Source organism: Butyrivibrio sp. WCD2001, from assembly GCF_000424485.1.
Lineage (GTDB): Bacteria > Bacillota > Clostridia > Lachnospirales > Lachnospiraceae > Butyrivibrio.
In genome coordinates this window covers 310,219-335,388 of the sequence record NZ_AUJZ01000004.1, presented here as the reverse complement: position 1 = coordinate 335,388, position 25,170 = coordinate 310,219, and the positions used below count along the sequence as shown (strand labels likewise).

23 protein-coding genes are annotated in these 25,170 nt (G+C 44.0%); 22 read left to right on the top strand and 1 reads right to left on the bottom strand.

Features of this window, described 5'->3' with window-relative positions; genetic code table 11:
• Window positions 1-18 precede the first annotated feature (18 nt).
• The 16 genes from G630_RS0104645 to G630_RS0104570 all read left to right on the top strand — a co-directional run bounded on the left by G630_RS0104645 (window position 19) and on the right by G630_RS0104570 (window position 17,095).
• Entirely contained in the window at window positions 19-1,284 is a 1,266-nt protein-coding gene (locus G630_RS0104645) for a serpin family protein (RefSeq protein WP_026497896.1), read from the top strand.
• Between the two features lie 104 nt (window positions 1,285-1,388).
• Window positions 1,389-1,631, top strand: a complete 243-nt coding sequence (locus G630_RS20710) for a hypothetical protein (RefSeq protein ID WP_022760705.1) — start codon at window positions 1,389-1,391, stop codon at window positions 1,629-1,631.
• Between the two features lie 391 nt (window positions 1,632-2,022).
• A complete protein-coding gene (locus G630_RS0104635) occupies window positions 2,023-2,601 on the top strand; it encodes a glycerol-3-phosphate responsive antiterminator (RefSeq protein WP_026497895.1) in 579 nt (192 codons plus the stop codon).
• Between the two features lie 53 nt (window positions 2,602-2,654).
• A complete protein-coding gene (glpK, locus tag G630_RS0104630; RefSeq protein WP_022760703.1) occupies window positions 2,655-4,154 on the top strand; it encodes a glycerol kinase GlpK in 1,500 nt (499 codons plus the stop codon).
• A 92-nt stretch (window positions 4,155-4,246) separates the two neighbouring features.
• Window positions 4,247-4,969: an MIP/aquaporin family protein gene (locus G630_RS0104625; RefSeq protein ID WP_022760702.1), complete on the top strand. Its 723-nt coding sequence runs from the start codon at window positions 4,247-4,249 to the stop codon at window positions 4,967-4,969.
• 296 nt (window positions 4,970-5,265) lie between these two features.
• Window positions 5,266-6,726 carry an NAD(P)/FAD-dependent oxidoreductase gene (locus G630_RS0104620; RefSeq protein WP_022760701.1) on the top strand — a complete coding sequence of 487 codons (1,461 nt, stop codon included), beginning with the start codon at window positions 5,266-5,268 and terminating at the stop codon, window positions 6,724-6,726.
• Window positions 6,726-7,988, top strand: coding sequence for an NAD(P)/FAD-dependent oxidoreductase (locus G630_RS0104615; RefSeq protein WP_022760700.1), 1,263 nt, complete (start codon window positions 6,726-6,728; stop codon window positions 7,986-7,988). Before G630_RS0104620 ends, G630_RS0104615 begins: the two co-directional genes overlap by 1 nt.
• A gap of 2 nt (window positions 7,989-7,990) precedes the next feature.
• Window positions 7,991-8,356 carry a DUF1667 domain-containing protein gene (locus G630_RS0104610; protein ID WP_026497894.1) on the top strand — a complete coding sequence of 122 codons (366 nt, stop codon included), beginning with the start codon at window positions 7,991-7,993 and terminating at the stop codon, window positions 8,354-8,356.
• A gap of 162 nt (window positions 8,357-8,518) precedes the next feature.
• Window positions 8,519-9,634, top strand: coding sequence for a phosphate/phosphite/phosphonate ABC transporter substrate-binding protein (locus G630_RS0104605; protein ID WP_026497893.1), 1,116 nt, complete (start codon window positions 8,519-8,521; stop codon window positions 9,632-9,634).
• Between the two features lie 227 nt (window positions 9,635-9,861).
• On the top strand, window positions 9,862-10,635 hold the full coding sequence (gene phnC / locus G630_RS0104600; protein WP_022760697.1) for a phosphonate ABC transporter ATP-binding protein: 774 nt from the start codon (window positions 9,862-9,864) through the stop codon (window positions 10,633-10,635).
• Between the two features lie 5 nt (window positions 10,636-10,640).
• On the top strand, window positions 10,641-11,462 hold the full coding sequence (phnE, locus tag G630_RS0104595) for a phosphonate ABC transporter, permease protein PhnE (protein ID WP_026497892.1): 822 nt from the start codon (window positions 10,641-10,643) through the stop codon (window positions 11,460-11,462).
• Window positions 11,463-11,523: 61 nt separating this feature from the next.
• Window positions 11,524-12,333 carry a phosphonate ABC transporter, permease protein PhnE gene (gene phnE / locus G630_RS0104590; RefSeq protein ID WP_022760695.1) on the top strand — a complete coding sequence of 270 codons (810 nt, stop codon included), beginning with the start codon at window positions 11,524-11,526 and terminating at the stop codon, window positions 12,331-12,333.
• A 3-nt stretch (window positions 12,334-12,336) separates the two neighbouring features.
• Window positions 12,337-13,923 (top strand): bifunctional metallophosphatase/5'-nucleotidase, encoded by a 1,587-nt coding sequence (locus G630_RS0104585; RefSeq protein WP_026497891.1) that lies wholly within the window; start codon window positions 12,337-12,339, stop codon window positions 13,921-13,923.
• Between the two features lie 289 nt (window positions 13,924-14,212).
• Window positions 14,213-15,271 carry an FIST signal transduction protein gene (locus G630_RS0104580; RefSeq protein ID WP_026497890.1) on the top strand — a complete coding sequence of 353 codons (1,059 nt, stop codon included), beginning with the start codon at window positions 14,213-14,215 and terminating at the stop codon, window positions 15,269-15,271.
• A 13-nt stretch (window positions 15,272-15,284) separates the two neighbouring features.
• Window positions 15,285-16,244 carry a methyl-accepting chemotaxis protein gene (locus G630_RS0104575; protein WP_022760692.1) on the top strand — a complete coding sequence of 320 codons (960 nt, stop codon included), beginning with the start codon at window positions 15,285-15,287 and terminating at the stop codon, window positions 16,242-16,244.
• Window positions 16,241-17,095: an MATE family efflux transporter gene (locus tag G630_RS0104570; protein WP_026497888.1), complete on the top strand. Its 855-nt coding sequence runs from the start codon at window positions 16,241-16,243 to the stop codon at window positions 17,093-17,095. Before G630_RS0104575 ends, G630_RS0104570 begins: the two co-directional genes overlap by 4 nt.
• A gap of 87 nt (window positions 17,096-17,182) precedes the next feature.
• On the opposite strand, the gene G630_RS0104565 is transcribed toward G630_RS0104570, so the two are convergent.
• Entirely contained in the window at window positions 17,183-18,304 is a 1,122-nt protein-coding gene (locus G630_RS0104565) for a hypothetical protein (RefSeq protein ID WP_026497887.1), read from the bottom strand.
• A gap of 599 nt (window positions 18,305-18,903) precedes the next feature.
• Between G630_RS0104565 and trpD the strand changes: the two genes are divergently transcribed.
• The 6 genes from trpD to trpE all read left to right on the top strand — a co-directional run bounded on the left by trpD (window position 18,904) and on the right by trpE (window position 25,169).
• Complete coding sequence (trpD, locus tag G630_RS0104560) at window positions 18,904-19,938, top strand: anthranilate phosphoribosyltransferase (protein WP_026497886.1); 1,035 nt, start codon at window positions 18,904-18,906, stop codon at window positions 19,936-19,938.
• 116 nt (window positions 19,939-20,054) lie between these two features.
• On the top strand, window positions 20,055-20,831 hold the full coding sequence (gene trpC / locus G630_RS0104555) for an indole-3-glycerol phosphate synthase TrpC (protein WP_022760688.1): 777 nt from the start codon (window positions 20,055-20,057) through the stop codon (window positions 20,829-20,831).
• Window positions 20,832-20,983: 152 nt separating this feature from the next.
• Window positions 20,984-21,607 (top strand): phosphoribosylanthranilate isomerase, encoded by a 624-nt coding sequence (locus G630_RS0104550; RefSeq protein WP_026497885.1) that lies wholly within the window; start codon window positions 20,984-20,986, stop codon window positions 21,605-21,607.
• A 70-nt stretch (window positions 21,608-21,677) separates the two neighbouring features.
• A complete protein-coding gene (trpB, locus tag G630_RS0104545; RefSeq protein ID WP_026497884.1) occupies window positions 21,678-22,868 on the top strand; it encodes a tryptophan synthase subunit beta in 1,191 nt (396 codons plus the stop codon).
• Complete coding sequence (gene trpA, locus G630_RS0104540) at window positions 22,861-23,637, top strand: tryptophan synthase subunit alpha (protein ID WP_022760687.1); 777 nt, start codon at window positions 22,861-22,863, stop codon at window positions 23,635-23,637. Before trpB ends, trpA begins: the two co-directional genes overlap by 8 nt.
• Window positions 23,638-23,696: 59 nt before the next feature.
• Window positions 23,697-25,169 (top strand): anthranilate synthase component I, encoded by a 1,473-nt coding sequence (gene trpE / locus G630_RS0104535; RefSeq protein ID WP_022760686.1) that lies wholly within the window; start codon window positions 23,697-23,699, stop codon window positions 25,167-25,169.
• Window position 25,170 lies beyond the last annotated feature (1 nt).

Genomic DNA, 25,170 nt, shown 5'->3' with positions numbered 1-25,170 from the left:
TACTTGAGGAGGACATATATGAGGAATGTTTTAAAGGGACTGGCGGTAATAGTGGCCGGCATACTGTTTTTTATAGCCAGCCTTTCAGCTATAAAAAGCATAGGAAGCAGGAGAGCTGTAGCTTCGGACGAAAAATCAGAAAATACAGATATCGAAGAAGACACAAATGATTCCGCTGAAACTGCAGATACTACCCCCGAAGGAGACGATGATATGACAGAAATATCCACTAACTTTGACGAAGAACTCATTTCTTTTCTCGAAAAATCCGGATACAGCGATAAAAACTATATGGTGTCACCGGCATCCTTCAGAGCGGTTCTTGCTCTGGCTGTGGCAGGCGCAGACTCAGACACAAAGACGAGTCTAATAAAAGCTATGGGATTTGAAAAAGAGGAGGAGATGAACGAATGGTATAACAATGTATTGTTTGCGCCAGATACGGCAAGTGGATTTATAACCTTCAAAATGCTGAACTCTGCATGGCATAATACCGCATCAAAGGGCAGCATAAACAAAGCATATAAACAGAACATCAGGCAGCTGTATCATGCTGATGCGGAGGATGCTGCACCCGATAAGATCACAGATGCTGTTAACGACTGGGTTAATGAAGGAACTGAAGGCCTGGTTCCCAAGATGAGTGATGATCTTTCTCAGGTAGATATGGTCCTTGCAAATACAATCTATTTGAAGAGTAGCTGGGTAGAAAATTTTGAAAAAATGAATACGAAGGAAGGCGACTTTAAGAGCATAGACGGAGATACCGTTAAGAAGGATTTTATGGAGCAGACCGATCACTTCCGATATTATGAGGATGCTGATGGGAAATTTGTAATCCTGCCTATGCAGGGAGATGTCGATGTTATCTTTATGCTGGGAGACATTGAGGATGTTTGCGGCAAGATAGATGATTGCAGATCGGAAAATGTCCATGTCAAGCTTCCGAAATTTGAAACAGAGGCATCTTTTGACAATGGCGAGTTGACAGAATTCATGAAAAGCAGGGGAGCAGGGATTGCTTTTTCACCAGAGGCAGATTTTTCAGCTATGATAAGCGATTCGGAAGTTTTTATTTCCGACATTATTCAGAAGACAAAGATCAAAGTGGATGAAGAAGGAATTGAAGCTACTGCAGCGAGCATAATAGCAGTGCTTGGGGCGGCGCCTCCCGGTGAAAAGATTGAAGCAAAGGAATTTATAGCCGATGAGCCCTTCAAATACTATATTGTCACAGATAACGATGATCCGAAGATACTTTTCTACGGGCAGATTGTAAAATGATGAAAAGGTTATCAATTTGTTATCGTTATTTAATAGAATTTTATAATTATTCGGATATAATTATCATAACAACACTGTTTCTTATGGAAAGGGGAATTCTTATTATGAGCAGAGTATCAGAAGTTACAGGATTGCAGCAGCAGAGAATAATGAAATATGATCAGGTAGTAAAAAAGGGCGATGATGCTGAGATTCAGAAAATGGCGCTGGAGAACATGATGATGGCTCTCAATGATATTTCGCAGACTCTTGCCATGATCGCAGACAGAGATTCAGCAAATCAGCATGATACATTTGAGTCGATGGCACGAAGCCTTGCAATGATGGCTGATGCGGGGAAAAAGTAACGTATCCGAATGCTTTAAAGATAATTCATTAATGCCGGCAAAACATGTCAGATACTGCATTTGACAAGTTTTCGCCGGCATTGTTTGTGATAAAATCTATACATTTTGACTATGCCTTATGAAAAAGGTAGACAAATAGCACAAACAAAAATCGATTTAACGTGTTAAAGTGTAAAAAATACACATAAAAAATAAAAAAACTATAAATTTTATGTTGAAAATTTCATAAAAGGGCGTTATCATAGATTCATAAGTTAATGAGCGCCGGTGAGATTAGAGAATGTGGCTTTTACAAATATACAGGCTGAAACCTGTTTGTTAGACATGTTCTTTTTTTGCGCCATTTTTTAAATAAATACGATTTAATAAATTGAGATAAGGCTGAATTTTAATGCATAGAGATTTTATAGATAAGATAGAAGAAAATCCGGTAATCGCCGCAGTTAAGGATGACAAAGGATTATCGGCAGCACTGAAGACAGACTGCGGAATCATTTTTATTCTATATGGTGACATTTGTACCATTGGTGAAATTGTACAAAAAATAAAAGATGCCGAACGAATAGCGATGGTTCATGTAGATCTGGTGACGGGCCTGAACAACAGTAAGGACGTAAGCCTTGATTTCATCAAGAACAACACTAAGGCAGACGGAATTATAACCACTAAGAGCAATCTTATACAGCATGCCAGAGATTTGGGGCTTTATTCAGTGCTCAGGTATTTCGTAATAGACAGTATGGCTCTGGTGAACATTGAGAAACAGGCTCAGTACGGATCATGTCAACCGGATGTGATTGAGATTCTTCCGGGAGTTGTGGTTTCAAAGATTATAAAGCGCGTCAACGGAATAAGCAGAGTGCCTGTTATTGCAGGCGGACTTATTTCAGACAGAGATGACGTTATGAATGCGCTCTCAAGCGGAGCGATGGCGGTTTCCACTACCAACAAAGAGGTATGGAACATGTAAATGTGCCTAAAGCCGAAACGGCTATATAAATAGACTAAAGGAGGATAAGAAAAATGGCAAAATATGTAATGGCTCTGGATGCAGGAACAACCAGTAACAGATGTATCCTTTTTAACGAAAAAGGTGAGATGTGTTCTGTAGCTCAGAAGGAGTTCACACAGTATTTCCCGCAGCCCGGTTGGGTTGAGCACGATGCCAACGAAATCTGGCAGACACAGCTTTCCGTAGCACGTCAGGCTATGCAGAAGGTTGGAGCTAAGGCTGAAGATATCGCAGCAATCGGTATTACTAACCAGCGTGAGACAGTTATCGTTTGGGATAGAACAACAGGTCAGCCCGTTTATCATGCAATCGTTTGGCAGTGCCGTCGTACTGCAGACTATGCTGAGCAGATGAAGGGCAAGATCCCCGGAATCGTTGAGAAATTCCAGCAGAAAACAGGTCTTAAATTTGACCCTTACTTCTCAGGAACAAAGATCCGTTGGATCCTTGAGAATGTTGAAGGCGTTCGTGAAAGAGCAGAGAAGGGTGAGCTTTGCTTCGGTACTGTAGATACATGGCTTATCTACAAGCTGACAAAGGGTAAGGTTCATGTAACCGATTACTCCAACGCTTCAAGAACACTCCTTTACAACATCAATACACTTGAGTGGGATGATGAGCTCTGCCAGATCCTCGAGGTTCCGAAGAGCATGCTTCCTGAAGTTAAGCCTTCAAGCTGCATCTATGGCGAATCTGATCCTGAGTTCTTTGGCGGCCCTATCCGCATCGCAGGCGCAGCCGGCGACCAGCAGGCAGCTCTGTTCGGACAGACCTGCTTCCAGGAAGGCGAAGCAAAGAATACTTATGGTACAGGTTCCTTCATTCTTATGAACACAGGCGAGAAGCCGATCTTCTCCAAGAACGACCTTCTTACCACAATAGCATGGGGCCTTGACGGAAAGGTTACCTACGCTCTTGAGGGTTCTGTATTCGTAGCAGGCGCAGCTATTCAGTGGCTCCGTGATGAGCTTAAGATCGTTGATTCCTCACCGGATTCAGAATACTTCGCAACAAGAGTTAAAGATACAAACGGATGTTATGTAGTTCCCGCATTTACAGGACTCGGCGCTCCCTATTGGGATCCTTACGCACGCGGAGTTATCACAGGACTTACACGTGGCGTAAATAAGTATCATGTAATTCGTGCAACTCTTGAGTCACTTGCATATCAGAGTTATGACGTGCTTCACTGCATGGAACTTGACTCCGGCAAGCACCTTACATCCCTTAAGGTTGACGGTGGTGCTTCCATGAACAACTTCCTCATGCAGTTCCAGTCAGATATCATCAACACCAACGTTCTTCGTCCTTGCTGCGTTGAGACAACAGCTATGGGTGCTGCATATCTTGCAGGTCTTGCAGTTGGCTATTGGACAAGCAAAGAAGACGTTATCAAGAACTGGGCAGTTGATAAGGAATTCAAGCCCGAGATGGCTGACGAAGACAGAACAAAGGCTCTTAAGGGCTGGTCACAGGCTGTTGCAGCTACACGTGGATGGGCAAAAGAGTGATCCACACTGGGATGAAAAAGTTTGTATGAAAAGTTAATAATCGGTCCGCCATAGTGGCGGACCGCAATAAAAAGAAACGGGGGTAACCGAATATGTCAGTTTATATTGGCGAGTTTATTGGTACTTTATTACTTGTTTTACTTGGCGATGGTGTTTGCTGTAACGTTTCGCTTGAGAAGTCCGGCTTCAAGGGCGGCGGAGCAGTACATATCCTTATCGGATGGGGTATGGCAGTTATGGTTCCTGCATTTGCAATGAGCAATTTCACAGGATGCCCTTCGGCTTTTAACCCTGCTGTAACAATCGGTCTTGCAATCAGATCAGGTGACTGGAGCACAGTTGCTGGTCAGATCGTAGCTCAGATGCTTGGTGGTTTCTGCGGCGCAGCTATCCTTATGGTTCTCTATGGAGATCACATCAAGGCTACAGCTAATGATGATGTTGTTCGCGGATGCTTCTGCACAGCACCTTCAATCCCGAACCAGGTATTGAACTTCCTTTCTGAGTTCGTAGCTACATTCGTTCTTGTATTCACACTTGCTCTGATCCCTGCTGGCTCAGATCGTACTGTATGGGTACTTGTATACGGCGTAATCGTTGCTTGCGGTGCTTCCTTCGGAGGACTTACAGGATACGCAATGAATGCAGCAAGAGATACAGCTCCTCGTCTTGCTTATCTTGCACTTGCTCCCAGCTTTGGCAAGAAGAACGGCAACTGGAGCTATGGATGGATTCCTGCTGTAGCACCTATCTGCGGCGGTATCGTTGCATCTCTTCTTTACAACGCACTTGCAGCTGCTCACATGTTTGGCTAATTTCTAAATTTTTTAAAAACAGTAATCTTGTATTACTTTTCTGATTCAATAGGGATTATAATATGAGAAGAAGTTCCTATTCTGAAATGGAAATAACTTAATAAAGATACACTGAGGGATGGAGTCGGTATGAAACGTATGATGAGATACGCTTATTAACCGACTCCATTTTTAATGTAGCTAGGGCCGAAAGGCCTGTCTCCGGGGCGAAAAGGCAAGTATACTATATGAGCCACGGAGAGCAACGGAGGCAGGCCTTTCGGCCTTAATATAATAAAGAAATAGGAGATAAAACTATGTTATATGATGTAATTGTCATAGGCGCAGGAGTTTCGGGAAGCGCGATTGCCAGAGAACTCTCCCGTTATGAAGGCAACTTCTGTGTCCTTGAAAAATGTGAAGATGTTTGTGAGGGAACATCAAAAGCAAATTCCGCAATTGTGCATGCAGGCTTTGATGCTGCTGCAGGTTCACTTATGGCAAAACTGAATGTGCGCGGAAATGAGATGATGGATGATCTTTGCCGCGATCTGGACATTCCATTTAAGAGAAACGGATCCATGGTTGTATGCATCCATAAGGAAGCACTTCCCGGACTTCAGGACCTCTACGACAGAGGAATCAAGAACGGCGTTAAGGATATGAAGATTCTTAGCCGCGAGGAAGCTCTTGAGATGGAGCCTAATCTTTCAGACAACGTAGAGGGTGCTCTCTATGCACCTACCGGTGGAATTATCTGCCCGTTCAAGCTTTGCATCGCTATGGCTGAAAATGCAAATGAGAATGGAGTTGATTTCAGATTCAATACTAAGGTTGAAGATATTAAGAAGAAAGAAGACGGATTGTGGCATATTCGCACAAACAACGGCGAGTATGTTTCAAGATATGTAGTAAACGCAGCAGGCGTTTATTCCGGAGTAATCCACAATATGGTATCTCAGGATGACGACAAGATTGAGATTATCCCGAGACGCGGAGATTACTGCCTGCTTGATAAGGAAGTTGGCGGACATGTAAGTCATACAATTTTCCCGCAGCCTACTAACCTTGGTAAGGGCGTACTCGTATCACCTACTGTTCACGGCAACCTCATTGTAGGACCTACAGCTATTGATATTGAAGATAAGGAAGGAACAAACACAACAGCAGCCGGAATCAATGATCTTATTGCAAAGGCTAATGACCATGTAAAGAATCTTCCTATGAAAAAGGTTATTACTTCCTTCGCAGGACTCCGTGCGCATGAAGCTCGTCATGAGTTCATCATCGGAGAGGTAAAGGGCGCTGAGCACTTCATCGACGTAGCAGCCATCGAGTCACCCGGACTTACATCCAGCCCTGCTATCGGTGAGATGGTTGGAAATATGCTGAAGGATATGATGAGTCTCACAGCTAAGAAAGAATGGAAGAGCACAAGAAAAGACATCATGAATCCTGCAGATCTTTCTGTAGAAGAGAGAAATGAACTTATTAAAAAGAATCCCGCATATGGCAACATCATCTGCCGCTGCGAGTCTATTTCCGAGGGAGAGATCCTCGATGCAATCCATAGACCTTTGGGAGCAAGATCACTTGATGGTGTAAAGAGAAGAACAAGAGCAGGAATGGGAAGATGCCAGGCAGGCTTTTGCTCACCACGTACAATGGAAATCCTTCATCGCGAACTTGGACTTTCATATGAAGAAATAACCAAGAGCGGCGGGACTTCCAACATTGTAATGGAACGCACCAAACACCAGAAGGGAGGAGAGCAGTAATGACTTCTTATGATATCGTAATCGTTGGTGGTGGCCCTGCAGGCCTTGCTGCCGCTATCTCCGCAAGAAAAGCAGGAGTAGATAAAATTCTTATATTAGAGCGTGACAGAGAACTTGGTGGAATCCTTAATCAGTGCATCCACAACGGATTCGGACTTCACACCTTCAAGGAGGAGCTCACAGGTCCCGAGTATGCACAGCGTTTCATCGATCAGGTTCTTGATGAAAAGATCGAGTACAGACTTCATACCATGGTAATGGATATCTCAGCTGACCGCGTTGTTACGGCAATGAGCCGTGAGGACGGAATGTATCAGATAAAGGCTGGTGCTGTTATCCTTGCAATGGGTTGCAGAGAGCGTCCGAGAGGAGCCCTCAATATTCCCGGATATCGTCCGGCAGGTATCTTCTCAGCCGGTACCGCACAGAGACTTGTAAATATGGAAGGCTATATGCCGGGCCGCGAGGTTGTTATCCTCGGTTCCGGTGATATTGGACTTATCATGGCAAGACGTATGACTCTTGAGGGAGCAAGGGTTAAGGTTGTTGCAGAGCTTATGCCTTATTCCGGCGGACTTAAGAGAAACATCGTTCAGTGTCTTGATGACTTTGGCATCCCGCTTAAGCTTTCACACACTGTTGTGGACATTGAAGGAAAAGAGCACCTTACAGCAGTTACAATTGCTGAGGTTGATAAAAACATGAAGCCCATACCTGGAACAGAAGAGCGCTACACCTGTGATACACTTCTTCTTTCCTGCGGACTTATTCCCGAGAACGAACTTTCAAGAAATGCAGGCGTAGAGATGAATCCTGTTACATCAGGACCTGTTGTTAATGAGTCTCTTGAGACCAACATCCCCGGAGTATTCGCTTGTGGTAACGTTCTTCATGTTCATGACCTTGTTGACTACGTTTCTGAGGAAGCAACAAGAGCCGGTGCAAACGCAGCCAAGTTCGTAAAGGGCGGCGAGACAGCCGGAGATAAAGTGGTAGAACTTTTTGCTACAGACGGAGCCCGCTACACAGTTCCTTCAACAATTAACGTTGATCGCATGGATGATCTTCTTACTGTAAGATTCCGTGTAGGTGCTGTTTACAAGGATTCATACGTTAGTGTTTACTTCGATGATGAGCGTGTTATGCACAATAAAAAGCGCATCATGGCTCCCGGAGAGATGGAACAGGTAATACTTCAGAAGACAAAGCTTCAGGAAGCTTCTCCGAAGAAGATAACAATCAAGATTGAGGCGGAGGACTGATCATGGAAAAAAGAGAACTTACATGTATCGGCTGCCCCATGGGCTGCCAGATCACAGTAGAATTGGAAGAGAGCGAAGTTATAGCCGTAAAGGGCAACACCTGCGCCATTGGTGATAAGTATGCAAGAAATGAGGTTACTCATCCCGAGCGCACAGTCACAAGTACTGCAGTTATCGAGGGAGGAGACAAGCCACGCGTATCAGTTAAAACTGCATCAAATATCCCGAAGGATAAGATTTTCCAATGCATGAAAGAAATTGATGATGCATGTGTTAAAGCACCCGTCCACATCGGCGATGTTGTGGTAAAAAATGTTGCGGGAACCGGAGTTGATGTTGTGGCAACAAGAGAAGTTGCTGCTAAGTAATTTGGAAACTTAAGAATATCTTAATATTTTCCGAAACATCATCTCGTTGACATTAATTTGTAAGTTAAATATAATTTTAATGGTTGTTGTATGGAGCTCATGTGGGGATTCTGCATGGGCTCTTTTTACGAAAAAAAGGAATATTTTTTAGCAGGAGGAATTATGAAGAGATTATTAGCAATGATGATCGCAGGTGTCAGCACAATCACAATGCTTGCAGGCTGCGGAGCTAAGACAACAGACACAGCTACTGAGACTCAGACAACAGAGGCTACAGAGGCTACAGAAACCACAGAGGCTACAGAAGACACAGAGACTGCTGCAGCACCTGCTGAGACAGTTAAGATTGATAAGCTTACAATCGGTTTTGTACCTTCACGTGAGCCCGATGAGATCGTAACAGCTACTGAGCCCCTTAAGCAGCTCCTTACAGACGAGCTTGCAGGCCTTGGCTATGAGGTTGGTACAGTTGACATCACTGTTGGAACAAGCTATGAGGCAGTTGGTGAAGGCCTTTCAGCAGGCACTATCGATATCGGACTTATCCCCGGTGGTACCTTTGTTCTTTACGAGGATGGCTGCGATGTTCTTCTTACAGCAACAAGAGACGGCCTTTCAATCGAGAGCCCCAATGCTAAGGATTGGAATGACAACAAGCCCACAGAGCCCACAGAGGATCAGGTTACTTTCTACCGCGGACTTATCATTGCAGGTCCTTCAGAGGCAGGTCAGGCTGTAGCTGAGAAGGTTAACAACGGTGAGAGCCTTACATGGGAAGACCTCGACGGACTTAACTGGAGCGTAATGAACTCTTCATCTTCTGCAGGATATATTTATCCTTCACTTTGGCTTCAGGCAAACTATGAGAAGCATGTAACAGATCTTTCACACGCTGTACAGGCTGACTCTTACGGTAATGCATTTGCAAGACTTGCTTCAGGCCAGATCGACGTTGTTTGCTGCTATGCTGATGCAAGACGTGACAACGAGGACAAGTGGACAACAGATTACGGCAGAGAAGCCAGCATCTGGGATGAGACAAACGTAATTGGTGTAACAGACGGTATTTACAATGATACAATCAGCGTAAGCAAGACATCTCCTGTTATGGATGATGCTTTCAAGGCTGCGCTCAAGACTGCATTTATCAATATCGGCAATTCAGACGCAGGAAAAGAAGTTATCTCAATCTACAACCACAACGGTTATGTGGAGGCTAATTCAGCAGATTACGACGCTGAGAGAGCTGCGCAGGAACTTATCAAGTCTATGAACTAACACCGGTTTCAGTCATAATATAGTACACAAAGGGAAGGTGTTTTAGGATACCTTCCCTGTTTTATTGTGTTTTAGCCTTCCCCTTGGGGGGCGCTCGACGTCCAGGGGACGTCGGTTCAGCGCGGACCGAAACGGAGTGAAGACAGGTGTCAGCGCAGCTGACGGATGAGGGGATACAATAGGCCAGCCTAATATAATTGATTTTGTAAGAATTCAGGAGAAATATCATGATCAGGTTTGAAGATGTAGGAAAAAAATATCCCAATGGTTTCGAGGGCTTAAAGCATGTTAACCTTGAAATTGAGCAGGGAGAATTTGTAGCAATTATCGGACTTTCAGGTGCAGGTAAATCCACACTTATTCGTACCATCAACAGGATGCACGATGTTACGAGCGGAAAACTCACCGTGGATGATGTTGATGTGATGAGTCTGTCCGGAAAGCAGCTCAGAAGGTTTCGCAGAAAGATTGGTATGATATTCCAGTCCTTCAACCTGATCACAAGAACTACCGTAATCAAGAACGTACTTACAGCATTTGTTCCGGATATGCCTTGGTTTAGATCTACCTTTGGCATATACACAAAGGATGAAAAGATGAAGGCGCTTGAGTGTCTTGATAAGGTTGGGATCCTTGACAAGGCTTTTGTTCGTGCAGATCAGCTTTCAGGTGGTCAGCAGCAGAGAGTTGCTCTTGCGAGAACTCTTGCACAGAGTCCGCAGATAATTCTTGCGGATGAGCCGGTTGCTGCTCTTGATCCTGTAACAGCTAAGCAGGTTATGGATGACTTTAAGCGTATTAACGAAGAGATGAATATTTCAATTCTTATCAATATTCACCACGTAGATCTCGCGCTTCAATATGCTACAAGAGTCGTTGGAATCAGAGAAGGAGAGATTGTATACGACGGTCCTGCCGGCGAAGTAGATAAGGAGGTACTCAGCCTTATCTATAAGGGAAAAGTGGATGCACAGGGCAATGTCCAGGATGAAGAGGGGTGATTACAGTGAGCATATACGATAAGATTTTCAAACCTAAAGTATATACACTGCCTAATGGGAAGACTGTGGAAAAGAAAGCATCAAGAATGCCGGTTTATTTTATTCTTGTTTTTCTTATGTGTGCTGTTTCCGTAAAAGTCACAGGCTTTGATATGAAGATATTATCCGAGCGAATCGGACAGTTTTTTGTAATTCTGGGAGAGATGTTCCCGCCTAACGTTTCTTATATTGAGAAGGTGTGGTCACCTCTTTTCGACACTATAAAAATGTCACTTCTGGGATCTGTTCTGGGAGCGCTTTTATCAGTACCATTTGCGATGCTTGCAAGTACTAACGTATGTCCCAATAAGGTGGTTGTATCAGTGATAAGAGTTATGTTTTCACTAATAAGAACTCTTCCTACACTGGTTACAGCGCTTGTAGCAACACTTGTTTTCGGACTCGGAACCCTCGCGGGTACTTTTGCGATTGCGGTATTTTCCTTTGCATATATCGGTAAGCTCACCTACGAAGAGATTGAGACGGTAGACATGGGAGCGTTCGAGGCTATGGAAGCTATGGGAGCAACAAAGGCGAGAGCATTTATATCTGCAATTGTTCCGCAGGTGCTTCCGTTCTATCTTTCAAACTGCCTCTTTAACTTTGAGGGTAACGTAAGATATGCAGCTGTTCTCGGATATGTAGGAGCAGGCGGTATCGGTCTTATTCTTAATGAAAAAATCTCCTGGAGAGAGTATTCAAGCGTGGGAACCGTGCTTGTTGCACTTTTCATAGCAGTATTTATCATTGAGTCAATCAGCAGAATGCTTCGTAAGAAGCTTGTATAAGTTCACTGCTTAGAGGACTTGATGAGTTTTTTTAACACGGTTGATTTTTTAGGAGATAATTATGAATCAAAGAATTAAAGAAGCATATGAAAAGCGTCCACGTACTTGGATATATCATCTTGCTATTGCAATTATATTTGTCGGACTTATGGTTTGGAGCGGAACTGCTGTTGAAACTGCCGGAACCACTATGGATGGCGGTGAGATAGCCCTGAATATCATAAAGGGAATATTCCAGCCGGATCTGTCCTTCCTTTTTAACCTGACTACAAAAGGCGTTCCTTATCTGATGCTCGAGACTATATGTATCGCATTCCTTGGAACAATTGTCGGAGCTATACTTTCAGTTCCGCTTGCCTTTATATCAGCATCAAATCTTACACCTAAGCCGATAGCTTTTGCAGGCAGAATCATTATTATGGCTGTCCGCACAATACCGGCAGTTGTGTATGGTCTTATGTTTATCCGTGTAACGGGTCCCGGACCTTTCGCAGGTCTTCTCACAATGGGCGTGTGCTCCGTCGGAATGATCAGTAAGATGTACATCGAGGCAATAGAGGACCTCGATACTCGTGTTGTAGAGTCTCTTGATGCTGCAGGTTGTGATACCTGGCAGAAGATCCGCTATGGTATTTTGCCTCAGCTCTTACCCAACTTTGCATCAACAGCAATATACAGATTCGATATCAACCTTCGAGACGCTACAATCCTTGGTATGGTTGGAGCCGGTGGTTTTGGTGCACCTCTTATTTTCGCAATGAATTCCTACAAATGGAACGAAGCAGGCGCTATCCTCGCCGGACTTATCGTACTAATTCTCATAATAGAGTATATTTCTACACAAATTAGAGTTAAACTAACAAGAGGATAAACCATGCGAATAATATTCACTTCAGACACACACGGACACGTCTTTCCGATCAACTATGCTACAAACAGCCATGAAAACTCAGGCCTTTTTGGCATAGCGGCCCAGATGAAGGGTGAGAAGGAAAAAGACGGTAATACACTGGTTATAGACGGCGGTGACAGCCTTCAGGGAACGCCGCTTTTAGCCTATTATCTTAGCCACATGGATGAGTGTGAGCTTAATCCTATGGCTGAGGGCTTTAATGCCATGGGACTGGATTGCTACACATTGGGTAATCACGATTTCAATTTCGGTTATGAAGCAATCAGGGATTTTGCCAAAGCTATGAGAGCTACTCTTGTGTGCGCCAATGTAACTGACAAAAAAGGCGACCTTGGAATAAAGAAGCACATAGTTAAAACTCTTGAGGACGGAACCAGGGTTGGAATTACAGGTGCTGTAACAAGCTATGTAAACGTATGGGAGCAGAAGAAAAATCTCGTCAATTTTGAGATTGAAGATCCCGTCACTGTTTTAAAAGATGAGCTTGCTGAACTTAAAGGACAGTGTGATATCACTGTTTGTATCTATCACGGCGGCTTTGAGGAGGATATGACCACAGGCGATAAACTTTCGGAATCGGATGAGAACCAGGCCTGCAGGATCGCCAGAGAACTCGATTTTGACATCATACTTACAGGACATCAGCATCTGCCGATAGAGGGAATATTCCTGGATGGAACCTTCGGAGTTCAGCCTCCGGATAAGGCGATGAGATATTGCGTTATCGACGCCGATTATGTGGGCGACAGCGATGAGAAGGTTTTGAAGGGAAGTACCAGAACCTCCGGTGGATGGAGCGTTGTTTCATATCTTATCCCTGTGGAAAAAGAGTATGCGGATTTTGATAAAATACAGGCAGAGAATCCGGGACTCAAGGAGATGAACGAGAAGCTCCAGGTATGGCTTGATGAGCCCATCGGAAGCCTTGAAGAGGAGATTCTCCCCGAGAAGAAGTTGGATGTTGCTCTTAAGGGTAGCAGAGTTGCTGCAATTTTTAATCAGGTTCAGCTGGAGCTTACCGGCGCTGATTTTTCATGCACAAGTCTCTCAAATGAGCCGCTTGGACTGCACAAGGATATAACGGTCAGAGATGTACTTGGAATTTATCAGTTTGCAAATACTGAGGAGGTCAAGGAGATGACCAAAGCTGATCTGAGGGCGGCCCTTGAGAGATCAGCAGAATATTATGATTATGATGAGACTACCGGTGAAGTAAAAATTTCAGAAGCATTTCTTCAGCCCAAGGTTGAACATTATAATTACGATATCTATGCAGGACTCTGGTATGAATTTGATATCAGAAGACCTGTGGGCGACAGAGTGGTCGTTATGAGAAAGCTGGATGGAACAGAATTGTCCGATGATGAGACCTATACGCTGGTAACCAGTAACTACAGGGCGACAGGAACCGGAGGTTATTCGAGCATCGGTAAGGCTAAGACCATAAGGACCTATCCTGATGAAATGCCGGATCTGGTTATCGATTTTGTAAGGAGAAACAGCCCTGTAGGCAATATTTGCAACAACAAATTTAAATGTATTTACTAAATTCTGGATACATATTTAAACGGTCTGAATCAAGCAAGACATCCTTTGAGATTGATAAATAATCTCAAAGGATTTTTTTCTATATTTTTGTATGGGGTGTTTATGAAATTTTAATAGATTCTTTAATGAAATATTGTTTTTAGGGCATTGTTACCCTATATATAAGAATGTTATCATTTATGTTAAGTGGAGAAATTATGTTTTAATTTTCTGCGCTTATGTAGTGTGATAACAATTTATGCGGCAGATTTCGTTATGAAGGAGCCAGAGTGTAAGGAGTATATGCCTTATGAAAATGTTTAACGCGAAAAGTTCATCAGCTGATGTGTCGGAAGCTACAAGAGGATTATCCGGACCGAAGCTTATTTTATTCACAAGCGATGCAAATCACTTTGATGCGAATGTAGCGGAGATTGAAAAGAAATATCCGGGTGTTCCAAGTATTGGCTGCGTAGCTATGGGCTACGACTCTTCGATTCAGGAGAGTGGGCTTATTGTTACTGCTTTCACTGAGGGAGTTAAGGTTAAGACCGGAGTTCTTGAGAAGGTATCCAAAATGCCTGCCCGCTATATCGGAAGGCTTGAAAAGGATATAGAGGAAATCAGACCAGGAAAAGAGAATACTGCGATAATCGATTTTTGCGCAGGAAATGATGCAGCGGTTCTTACAACTCTTCGCGGACTTATTGATAAATATAACCTTCAGGTTATGGGCGCGACAGGCGATGCCGGAAAGGTTTCCGTAAACGGCAAAATCTATGAGGACGCAATGACCTATGCGGTAATAAGAAATGAAGGCGGTAAGGTTAAAGCCTATAAGGAAAATATTTATGAGCCCAAGGATAACAGACAGCTTATCGCGTCAAAGACAGATAAGGCGAAGTATTACCTGGGTGAACTTAACGGTCGTTCCTCCAAACAGGTATACATGGATCTTACCGGCGCGACAAGCGATAAGCAGATTATAGACCAGACCTTCCAGAATCCTCTCGGAAAGATGATAGGTAATGATGTCTGCATCTGTTCCATCAAGGATGTATCGGGTAGCGGACTTATTCTCTACAGACAGATCAACGATTCGGATATCCTGACGCTCCTTGAAATGAGAGATCCCATGGAGGTTGCTCAGCATACGGTTGAAAAGATTAAGAACGATTTTACAAGGATTTCATGCATCTATTCCGTTAACTGCATCTTCAGATATCTGGTACTGAAGGAAAGAGGCGAGCTGAATACGTACCTGTCAAAAATTGCTTCGCTTGGACCTTCCTGCGGACTTATCGGATTCGGAGAGCATTACAATACACAGTTCGTTAATCAGACAATGACCTGTATAGTCTTTGAATGAGGGAGATAGAAATATGCTGACAGATATTTTTAAGAAAAAAACTGAAGAAATCGCAGAAACTGTTGAAACTCCGAAATCCGCATCGGATGATGAAAGGCGCGAATCCCTTATTTACATAGCGGATTCTGTTAAGAAATTCCAGCGCGAACTCGTGGAAAACGAAGTTACTTCACTTACAGAAATCCATGATATGGGTGAAGCTATTGAGGATGTAATTGAAAGCAATACTCAGCTTCATGATCAGATGGACGCATTTAATGAAATGTTTGCGGCAGTAAATGACAGTGCAGGTAAATTCGAGGACGTTAAGGTCAATATTTTAAATAGCGTTCAGAATGCTCAGAATAAAGTTTCAGAGCTTAAGGACAGTTCCAATGAAGTACGTGCCACTTTTGATGAAATGACACAGAGCTATGAAAACTTTAAGAGTGCGGTCGATCAGATTTCCGATTATATGAAGAAGATTATCGGAATCGCAACCCAGACCAATCTGCTTGCACTTAATGCTTCAATTGAGGCTGCAAGAGCCGGCGCTGCAGGAAAAGGCTTTGCAGTAGTTGCTACCGAAGTAAGAGAACTTGCTGATGAGATTAAGGTCATGATCAGCCAGGTTAATGCTTCTATCGAGGCAGCAGGAGAAGAGAGTGAAAAACTCTCTCAGAATATTCAGAACTCTATAGCAGCCATGGATAAGAGTATTGAAGAGGTAGACGAGACCAACGCAACCTTTGATGAAATTATTGAAAGTGCAAACGGAGCAAATGCGGTTCAGCAGGAGATTTCAGATACTGCTGATACAGCTTCCGATGAGCTTAACAGAATCGGCAGCAGCTTTTCTGATATCAACAGCAAGTATGATGCTCTTGTTAGACAGCTTGAACGCGTTAATTCCCTTGGAACAACAAAGAGCAGTGTATTTGAGCATATCGACAATCTGATTTCACAGATTGAGCCTATTGTAAAGGATAGATGAGTAATGAATTATTTGAGAAAGCACCGATAAGAACCGCATATTTGAAGCTTGCAATTCCTGTTGTACTCAGTATGGTGGTGTCACTTGTTTACAGTATGGTTGATACATACTTTATAGCGTTGACGGGAAACACGGCACTTATCGCGGGAGTATCTATCTGTGCGCCTCTGTTTACATTGTTCCTTGCATTTGGAGATATGTTTGCACTTGGAGGAACCTCTTATATTTCGAGACTTCTTGGAGCTGGAAAAGGGGAGGATGGAAAGAGACTGAGCGTTTTTTGTCTGTATGGTTCAGTGGCATTTTGGTTCATAGCAGCAAAATGTGATGGTTTGTCGGTTGATCCCCGTGACTTTGGCCTTAAGGAAGGTGAACTTGCAAAAATCTTTGCAGTAGGTCTTCCCGCATCGGTAACGAATTTTACTCAGACACTTGGAATTACACTTACTAATCGTGCCTTGTCGGCTTACGGCAGTGATTCCATTGCCGTTATGGGAATTGTAATAAAAATTGTAAATATAGTCATGTTGATAATCGTGGGACTTGCCTTTGGCGGACAGCCGCTTACAGGATATATATACGGATCCGGTAAGAAGGAGCGTCTGCGCAAGGTTCTTTCCTTTGCCTACAGAATTGTTGCGGGCACAGCTGCAGTTCTGGCAACAGTAGTTGCGCTTTTGGCGCCGCTTTGCAGGCAGGGAGTTGTGTACGCAGCAGTAATAGCTGCATTCTCCGCACTTTTCGGCTACATGGGAGTCGTTTCCGCTCAGCTCGGTTCGGATGTCATATCAGTGGTTATTGCAGCTGTTCTTTTTTGGATGGTAATAAAGCCGGAACTGGCTTCGAATTAGGTCGTGATCGCTATATAAAGATAAAAAAGGAGTCAGTCGGGAATTGTATCACAATCCCAACTGACTCTTCGTTTTTTTGTATGCGCTTTATTCTACAACTGTAGGATTAACAAAGAATGCTACATCAGCACAAGTGCCATTAAATTCGGATTTATAGAACTGTAAGGTTCCTGTGATTGATTTGCCTTCGTCTGCGCTGTAATCATAGACGTAATCAATTACATAGCCGTTCTCATCGAGAACAAGTGCCTTAATATATCCGGGGGTGAATTTGTCAGCTGAATACACTGTATAATCAATCTTCAGATCACCGTTATCTGTGCCGACAGACCAGTCACTTTCCCAGTATGCATCTTTGAAGCTGGAATCAGGTATCTGGATTTCATCCCAGTGAATCTCACCGGTAGGAACATCAGTACAAGGAACATCAAAAATTGCTGTGTTTCCGGGACCTACAGCTGATTCATAAAGTGAAAACTCGCCAATATTTTCTCCGGAAGAACCCTTTGCATAACCTGTGCCGTCAAAAACAATAGCCTTGTTATACAGATTTGTTACGCCAACAATGAGATGATAATCATCTTCTGTGTAGAAAGGTGTTACGGAGATTACAAGGTAATCCATACCGGTGGGAGAATACTGAACACCCCATTTTACTTTGTTGTAATCAGATTCAAGCTTATCAAGAGTTGCCTGTGCATCTGCATTCAGATAGCTTGCTGTATTGGCAGATGTATTGCTGCTTTCGCTATCTTTTTCTGTAGTCCCGGGATCGGAAGCTAAGGTGTTATCCATATCCTGATCGCCTGCAGTCTCATCCGTAGTATCATTTGAAGCTACATCGGAATTGTCATCGGATTTGTCTTCGGTGGCAACGGAGCTATCGATAGTTTCATCAGTAGTGTCGATAGGATCCTCAGGTGCATCGCTGGCAGCATCTTCCTGACCATCAGTTACATCCTCAGACTCAGGTGTGAGCAAATCGTTGTCCTCAGTAACGATTTCTTCTGTAGTCTCATCAGTGGCTACTTCATCATCATAGTTGGTATTCCCGGGATTTTCTGCTGCAGCATCTTTATCCTTTTTTGCATCCATTGCTACTTTTGCAACGTCATATGCGATTCCGACAAAACCGCAACCTGTAAGGCTTGTGGCTATAGTCACAGCGCACATCCCTGTTAATAAAATCCTAACAATCTTATTTTTCATACTTTACTCCTTTTATTACAATGTATTGTTTTTTTGCTCTTATACCATATATACAGACTGGGTCATGAAAATGTTGCAGCCCCTTCATAAATTTTTTAATTATATTTCTCAGACTTACCGCATAATTCCGGCAAACGCCTTACTATCTTACCATATTTGGATGAGAGAAACTAAAAAAGTTGTTGACAATCTATTTCACAGACAGTATCATGTATAACAAGTTAATACTTTAAACCGATGAAGCGGGGATAAAGGTAATGATGCCTACACAGAGAGTCCGGGGTGGTGAGAGCCGGGTAAGAAACAAGTTATCAAATGGACCGCTGAGGGTACGATACAAAAGTGAGTAATTGCTGAGTATATCGTAACGTGATGGCATACGTCAGTTGCCGGGGATATGTTGGTATCCTGCTAAGCGCGTAGCACATAGCTATGAATTCAAGGTGGCACCGCGGATAATAGATTATTCGTCCTTGACAGAAATATATTTCTGTCAAGGATTTTTTTATTGGCTCAAACCTTGTAATAGCAAGAAACTGAACAAGTACAATCCCTAAATACAAAGAATAGTTGGACCGGCTTAAAAGGAGGAAAGGAACATGATTAAAGAGGCAATCGTAAAAATCGTAAACAAAGAGGATCTCACATATGATGAGGCATACGCTGTAATGAACGAAATAATGGGCGGCGAGACAACTCCCACTCAGAATGCTGCATTCTTATCTGCACTCTCAACAAAGAGTGCAAGAGCAGAGACAACCGAGGAAATCGCAGGCTGTGCGGCAGCCATGAGAGACCACGCGACCAAGGTAGATACAGGAATGGATATATATGAGATTGTTGGTACAGGCGGTGACAACGCTCACAGCTTCAACATCTCAACAACCTCAGCACTCGTTGCGGCAGCAGGCGGAATGAAGGTTGCAAAGCACGGAAACAGAGCTGCCTCATCAAGCTGCGGAACAGCTGACTGCCTTGAGGCTCTCGGAGTTAACATCCAGCAGGATCCCGAAAAGTGCATAGAGCTTCTTAATGAAGTAGGAATGTGCTTCTTCTTTGCTCAGAAATATCACACATCAATGAAGTACGTCGGTGCTATCAGAAAAGAGCTTGGATTCAGAACTGTTTTCAACATCCTTGGGCCACTTACAAATCCCGGTTCACCTAAGATGCAGCTCCTTGGCGTATATGATGAATATCTTGTTGAGCCACTGGCACAGGTGCTTGTAAGCCTTGGTGTAAAGAGAGGCATGGTTGTATACGGAATGGATAAGCTTGATGAAATATCCTTAAGTGCACCCACCAAGGTTTGCGAAATCAAGGACGGATGGTTCAAGACTTACATGATAAAACCTGAAGATTTCGGACTTACAAGCTGCACCAAAGAAGATCTTAAGGGCGGTACACCTGAAGAAAACGCCAAGATCACAAGAGAAATTCTTGCAGGAGCCAAAGGCCCCAAGAGAGATGCGGTTCTCATGAATGCCGGCGCATCACTCTATATCGGTGGAAAAGCAGAAAGCTTTGCAGACGGAATTAAGCTTGCAGCAGAGATCATCGATTCCGGCAAGGCAACCGAGACACTTGAGAAACTAATTGAAGTAAGTAATAAATCGGTAGAAATGACTGCGTAAACCAGCCTTCCCCTCGGGGGGCGCTCGACGTCCGGTGGACGTCGGTTCAGCGCGGACCGAAGCGGAGCGAAGACAGGTGTCAGCGAAGCTGACGGATGAGGGGACAAGGAGCGAAAATGACAATACTCGACGAACTCGCAGAATACGCCCGCGTACGCTGCGATCAAAATAAAAAAACAATCTCTGCCTCTGATTTACGAAGAGAGGCAGAGAACCTCCCTAAAGGCGATTTCGCTTTTGAGAAGGCTCTGAAAAAAGAAGACATATCCTTTATATGCGAGTGTAAAAAAGCTTCCCCGTCTAAGGGACTTATAGCAGAGGATTTTCCTTATCTTGAGATTGCAAAGGATTATGAAAAAGCAGGAGCCGATTGTATTTCGGTCCTTACCGAACCCAAGTGGTTCCTGGGAGATGACAGATATCTTAAGGAGATAACACAGGCGGTCACTATCCCCTGCATAAGAAAAGATTTCACAGTGGATGAGTATATGATCTTCGAAGCAAAGATACTCGGAGCATCGGCAGTCCTTCTTATATGTTCAATCCTTGAGAAAGAGGAGATCAGAGAGTACATAAATATCTGCGATGAGCTTGGCTTATCCGCACTTGTTGAAACTCATGATGAAAAAGAGATTGAGAGTGCCATTGATGCCGGAGCAAGAATAATCGGGGTAAATAACAGAAATCTCAAGGACTTTTCGGTTGATACGACAAACAGCATGCGACTTAGAAAACTGATTCCGGAGGACGTGATCTATGTCTCAGAGAGCGGCATCAAAACCGCAGAGGATATAAAACGCCTTAGAGAAGCCGGAGTGGACGCGGTACTTGTCGGTGAAACACTTATGAGAGCGCCAGACAAAAAGGCAATGCTCGCCGAACTGAAATCCTAAAGAATAATGCCTTCCCCTAGGGGGCGCTCGACGTCCGGGGTTGCTACTCGTCCGGGGGACGAGTGCTTAGCAACGACCGGAGTGGAACGTAGACCGTCGGTTTAGCGCGGAGCGGAGCGAAGACAGGTGCCCGAAGGGCGGATGAGGGGCCTATGACAAAAACCAAATTTTGTGGTCTCACGAGACCCGAAGATATCAAAATTGTAAACAGGCTTAAACCGGATTACATCGGTTTCGTATTTTTCAAAAAGAGTAAGCGAAACGTGGAGCCGGAGGAAGCAAAAAAACTAAAGGAAAAGCTTGATTCTAACATAAAAGCGGTTGGCGTATTTGTTGATGAAAAACCGGAGTTCATTGCAGGACTTGCAAACGAAAACATCATCGAAACAATACAGCTCCACGGAAATGAAGATGAGAAATATATTGGACAGCTAAGAAAACTGACAGCTGCAAAAATCATAAAAGCTTTTCAGATAAAAAATTATAACTGTACTAAAAACGGGACAGAAGATTTTTTGGAAGAAGTTCAAACATCCTCTGCTGACATGGTTCTTATTGACTCAGGACAGGGCACCGGCACAGCCTTCAACTGGGAGATACTAAAACAGATTACAAGACCATACTTCCTCGCTGGTGGAATTAACACTGAAAACATCGAGGAAGCTGTAACAGACATAAAGCCTTACGCCATCGATGTCAGCTCCGGAATAGAGACTGACGGTGTCAAGGATGAGGAGAAGATGAGTTTTATTATATCAATTATAAGAAATGACTAACCTCTATCTTAAGCCTTCCCCCTGGGGGGAAGGTGCCCGAAGGGCAGATGAGGGGAATGGGAGAAGAACAATGACCAACACAAACGGAAGATTCGGAGTACATGGCGGACAGTACATCCCAGAGACACTCATGAATGCGGTAATAGAGCTTGAAAAAGCCTACAACCATTACAAAAACGATCCTGAGTTCAACAGGGAACTCACAGAACTTTTAAACGAATATGCGGGCAGACCTTCAAGACTCTATTACGCTGAGAAGATGACAAAGGACCTTGGCGGAGCGAAGATCTATCTCAAGAGAGAGGACCTCAACCACACAGGTTCACACAAGATAAACAACGTTCTTGGTCAGGCGCTTCTTGCAAAGAAGATGGGAAAGACAAGACTTATCGCAGAGACGGGCGCAGGTCAGCATGGCGTAGCAACTGCAACAGCTGCGGCTCTCATGGGAATGGAATGCGTTGTATTTATGGGAGAAGAGGACACCAAGAGACAGGCCCTCAATGTATACAGAATGAGACTTCTCGGCGCAGAGGTAATCCCTGTAACTTCAGGTACAGCAACCCTTAAGGATGCGGTTTCAGAAGCAATGAGAGAGTGGACTTCCAGAATTGATGATACTCATTACTGTCTTGGATCTGTTATGGGACCGCATCCTTTCCCGACAATCGTAAGAGACTTCCAGGCAGTTATCTCAAAAGAGATAAAAGAACAGATTTTTGAAAAGGAAGGAAGACTTCCCGATGTGGTCATGGCCTGTGTAGGCGGCGGATCAAATGCCATCGGAACCTTCTACAATTTTATAGAAGATAAAGACGTTAAGCTGATTGGCTGCGAAGCAGCGGGAAGAGGCATTGATACCTTTGAGACAGCAGCTACCATCAATACCGGAAAACTCGGAATTTTCCATGGTATGAAGTCATATTTCTGCCAGGATGAGTACGGACAGATTGCTCCCGTTTACTCGATTTCCGCAGGACTTGATTATCCCGGAATCGGACCGGAGCACGCAAACCTTCACGACACAGGAAGAGCTCAGTATGTGCCTGTAACTGATGACGAAGCGGTTAACGCATTTGAGTATCTCTCCAAGACAGAGGGAATAATTCCTGCGATTGAGTCAGCGCATGCTGTGGCTCACGCAATAAAGATTGCTCCGACAATGAGCAAGGACGAGATAATAGTAATAACCATTTCAGGAAGAGGCGACAAGGACTGCGCCGCTATCGCAAGATACAGAGGGGAGGACATCCATGAGTAAAATAGCAGAGGCTTTCAATAATAAAAAAGCATTCATTCCATTTGTGACCTGCGGGGATCCCGACCTTGATACAACCAAGAACATCTTAAGAGAGCTTCAGAAAAACGGCGCTGACCTCATCGAACTTGGCATTCCATTTTCAGATCCCACAGCCGAGGGCCCGGTGATTCAGGGAGCCAACATAAGAGCACTGAAAAACGGCATAACCACCGATGACATCTTTGCCATGGTAGAAGAAATCCGCAGTGAGATAACGGTGCCTATGGTTTTCATGACCTACGCCAATGTGATCTTCTCCTATGGAATGGACAGATTTTTTGAAAAGTGCCAAAAGATCGGAATGGACGGAGTGATACTTCCCGATGTCCCTTTTGAGGAAAAGAGCGAGTTCGACAAATCGGCCGGCACCTATGGAGTCGATTTTATTTCAATGGTTGCTCCAACATCTGAGGACAGGATTGCGATGATTGCTAAGGAAGCCAAGGGCTTTATCTACATCGTATCAAGTCTTGGTGTTACAGGAACCAGAACCTCCATAACAACCAACGTTAAGGACCTCGTTGATCAGATAAGAAAGGTCACCGATGTTCCCTGCGCAGTCGGATTTGGAATCTCAACTCCCGAGCAGGCATCAAATATGGCAGAAATTTCAGACGGTGCAATCGTTGGATCCGCAATCGTCCGCATCATCGAACAGAACGGCAAGGATGCACCTGCCAAGGTCGGAGAATTTGTAAAGAACATGAAGAGCGCCTACAAGGCATCATAATAAATAATGCCTTCTCCTCAGGAGAAGGTGTCAGCGAAGCTGACGGATGAGGACATAAAATGAAAATTACACCTGACTTTACCGAAATTGAAAAGCTTGCCGCTACCGGAAAATACAACGTACTTCCTGTCAGCTGCGAAATCCTTTCAGATTTTATAACACCCATAGAGGCTATGAGAATCCTCAAGAAAGCATCAAAGCATGTCTATATGCTTGAGTCTGCGCAGGCTAATGAGACCTGGGGAAGATACTCATTTCTTGGCTATGATCCGACCATGAAGATAACCTGCATCGACGGGAAAATCGGCATCACGGATGAAAACGGAAATGAGACGACAGCAACAGGAGATCCTTCTGAGTGCCTTAGAAAAATCCTAAAGGACTACAATAGCCCCAGATTTTCAGATCTTCCGCCCTTTGCGGGAGGAATGGTGGGCTATTTTTCCTATGACTTCCTGGGCTATAGTGAGCCTACAGTCAGAATGAATGTAGAGGATTCCGAGGGATTCATGGACGTAGATCTCATGCTCTTCGACAAGGTTATTGCCTTCGATAATACTAAGCAGAAGATCGTACTTATAGCTAACATGAAACTTGATCCGTCCGCTTTACAGACGAATTATGATAAAGCAATAGCTGATCTTGAGAACATAATAAAGCTCCTTACCACAGGAGAAAAAGCGACTGAAGTTCGCGGCAGACTCCTAACTGAGATGACACCTCTTTTCAATAAAGAACAGTACTGTGAGATGGTGGAGAAGGCAAAGAGACACATATTTGAGGGCGATATTTTTCAGATAGTGCTCTCCAACAGATTTAGTGCACAGTATGAAGGAAGCCTTTTTGATACTTACAGACTCCTTCGAACAATCAACCCGTCACCTTACATGTTCTATTTTTCAGGAACCGATGTGGAGGTTGCCGGTGCTTCTCCCGAGACGCTGGTTAAATTGAAGGATGGCATTTTGCACACCTTCCCGCTTGCGGGAACCAGACCCAGAGGCGCTTCTGTGAAGGAGGACAAAGAGCTGGAAGAGGAACTTCTTGCTGATGAAAAAGAGCTTGCTGAGCACAACATGCTTGTGGATCTTGGAAGAAATGATCTAGGGAAAATCAGTAAATTCGGAACTGTAGAGGTTGAAAAGCTGCATTCGATAGAGCGCTATTCACATGTAATGCACATAGGATCTACAGTCCGCGGAGAAATAAGGGATGACAGGGATGCGCTTGATGCGATATCCTCCGTGCTTCCCGCAGGAACACTTTCCGGGGCACCCAAGATCAGAGCCTGCCAGATAATCGGTGAACTTGAAAATAACAAGAGAGGCATCTACGGCGGAGCTATCGGTTATATTGATTTCACCGGAAACATGGACACCTGCATTGCAATCCGAATTGCCTACAAGAAAAACGGAAAAGTCTTCGTAAGAAGCGGCGCCGGAATAGTAGCCGATTCCGTTCCGGAGAAGGAATTCGAGGAGTGCATGAACAAGGCGAAGGCTGTGATGAAGGCACTTGAGACGGAGGAATAAT

What these genes read in the sequence shown, in the direction of transcription:
- G630_RS0104645 (WP_026497896.1), top strand. Translation starts at nt 19, where the DNA reads ATGAGGAATGTTTTAAAGGGACTGGCGGTAATAGTGGCCGGCATACTG.
- G630_RS20710 (WP_022760705.1), top strand. Translation starts at nt 1,389, where the DNA reads ATGAGCAGAGTATCAGAAGTTACAGGATTGCAGCAGCAGAGAATAATG.
- G630_RS0104635 (WP_026497895.1), top strand. Translation starts at nt 2,023, where the DNA reads ATGCATAGAGATTTTATAGATAAGATAGAAGAAAATCCGGTAATCGCC.
- glpK (WP_022760703.1), top strand. Translation starts at nt 2,655, where the DNA reads ATGGCAAAATATGTAATGGCTCTGGATGCAGGAACAACCAGTAACAGA.
- G630_RS0104625 (WP_022760702.1), top strand. Translation starts at nt 4,247, where the DNA reads ATGTCAGTTTATATTGGCGAGTTTATTGGTACTTTATTACTTGTTTTA.
- G630_RS0104620 (WP_022760701.1), top strand. Translation starts at nt 5,266, where the DNA reads ATGTTATATGATGTAATTGTCATAGGCGCAGGAGTTTCGGGAAGCGCG.
- G630_RS0104615 (WP_022760700.1), top strand. Translation starts at nt 6,726, where the DNA reads ATGACTTCTTATGATATCGTAATCGTTGGTGGTGGCCCTGCAGGCCTT.
- G630_RS0104610 (WP_026497894.1), top strand. Translation starts at nt 7,991, where the DNA reads ATGGAAAAAAGAGAACTTACATGTATCGGCTGCCCCATGGGCTGCCAG.
- G630_RS0104605 (WP_026497893.1), top strand. Translation starts at nt 8,519, where the DNA reads ATGAAGAGATTATTAGCAATGATGATCGCAGGTGTCAGCACAATCACA.
- phnC (WP_022760697.1), top strand. Translation starts at nt 9,862, where the DNA reads ATGATCAGGTTTGAAGATGTAGGAAAAAAATATCCCAATGGTTTCGAG.
- phnE (WP_022760695.1), top strand. Translation starts at nt 11,524, where the DNA reads ATGAATCAAAGAATTAAAGAAGCATATGAAAAGCGTCCACGTACTTGG.
- G630_RS0104585 (WP_026497891.1), top strand. Translation starts at nt 12,337, where the DNA reads ATGCGAATAATATTCACTTCAGACACACACGGACACGTCTTTCCGATC.
- G630_RS0104580 (WP_026497890.1), top strand. Translation starts at nt 14,213, where the DNA reads ATGAAAATGTTTAACGCGAAAAGTTCATCAGCTGATGTGTCGGAAGCT.
- G630_RS0104575 (WP_022760692.1), top strand. Translation starts at nt 15,285, where the DNA reads ATGCTGACAGATATTTTTAAGAAAAAAACTGAAGAAATCGCAGAAACT.
- G630_RS0104570 (WP_026497888.1), top strand. Translation starts at nt 16,241, where the DNA reads ATGAGTAATGAATTATTTGAGAAAGCACCGATAAGAACCGCATATTTG.
- G630_RS0104565 (WP_026497887.1), bottom strand. Translation starts at nt 18,304, where the DNA reads ATGAAAAATAAGATTGTTAGGATTTTATTAACAGGGATGTGCGCTGTG.
- trpD (WP_026497886.1), top strand. Translation starts at nt 18,904, where the DNA reads ATGATTAAAGAGGCAATCGTAAAAATCGTAAACAAAGAGGATCTCACA.
- trpC (WP_022760688.1), top strand. Translation starts at nt 20,055, where the DNA reads ATGACAATACTCGACGAACTCGCAGAATACGCCCGCGTACGCTGCGAT.
- G630_RS0104550 (WP_026497885.1), top strand. Translation starts at nt 20,984, where the DNA reads ATGACAAAAACCAAATTTTGTGGTCTCACGAGACCCGAAGATATCAAA.
- trpB (WP_026497884.1), top strand. Translation starts at nt 21,678, where the DNA reads ATGACCAACACAAACGGAAGATTCGGAGTACATGGCGGACAGTACATC.
- trpA (WP_022760687.1), top strand. Translation starts at nt 22,861, where the DNA reads ATGAGTAAAATAGCAGAGGCTTTCAATAATAAAAAAGCATTCATTCCA.
- trpE (WP_022760686.1), top strand. Translation starts at nt 23,697, where the DNA reads ATGAAAATTACACCTGACTTTACCGAAATTGAAAAGCTTGCCGCTACC.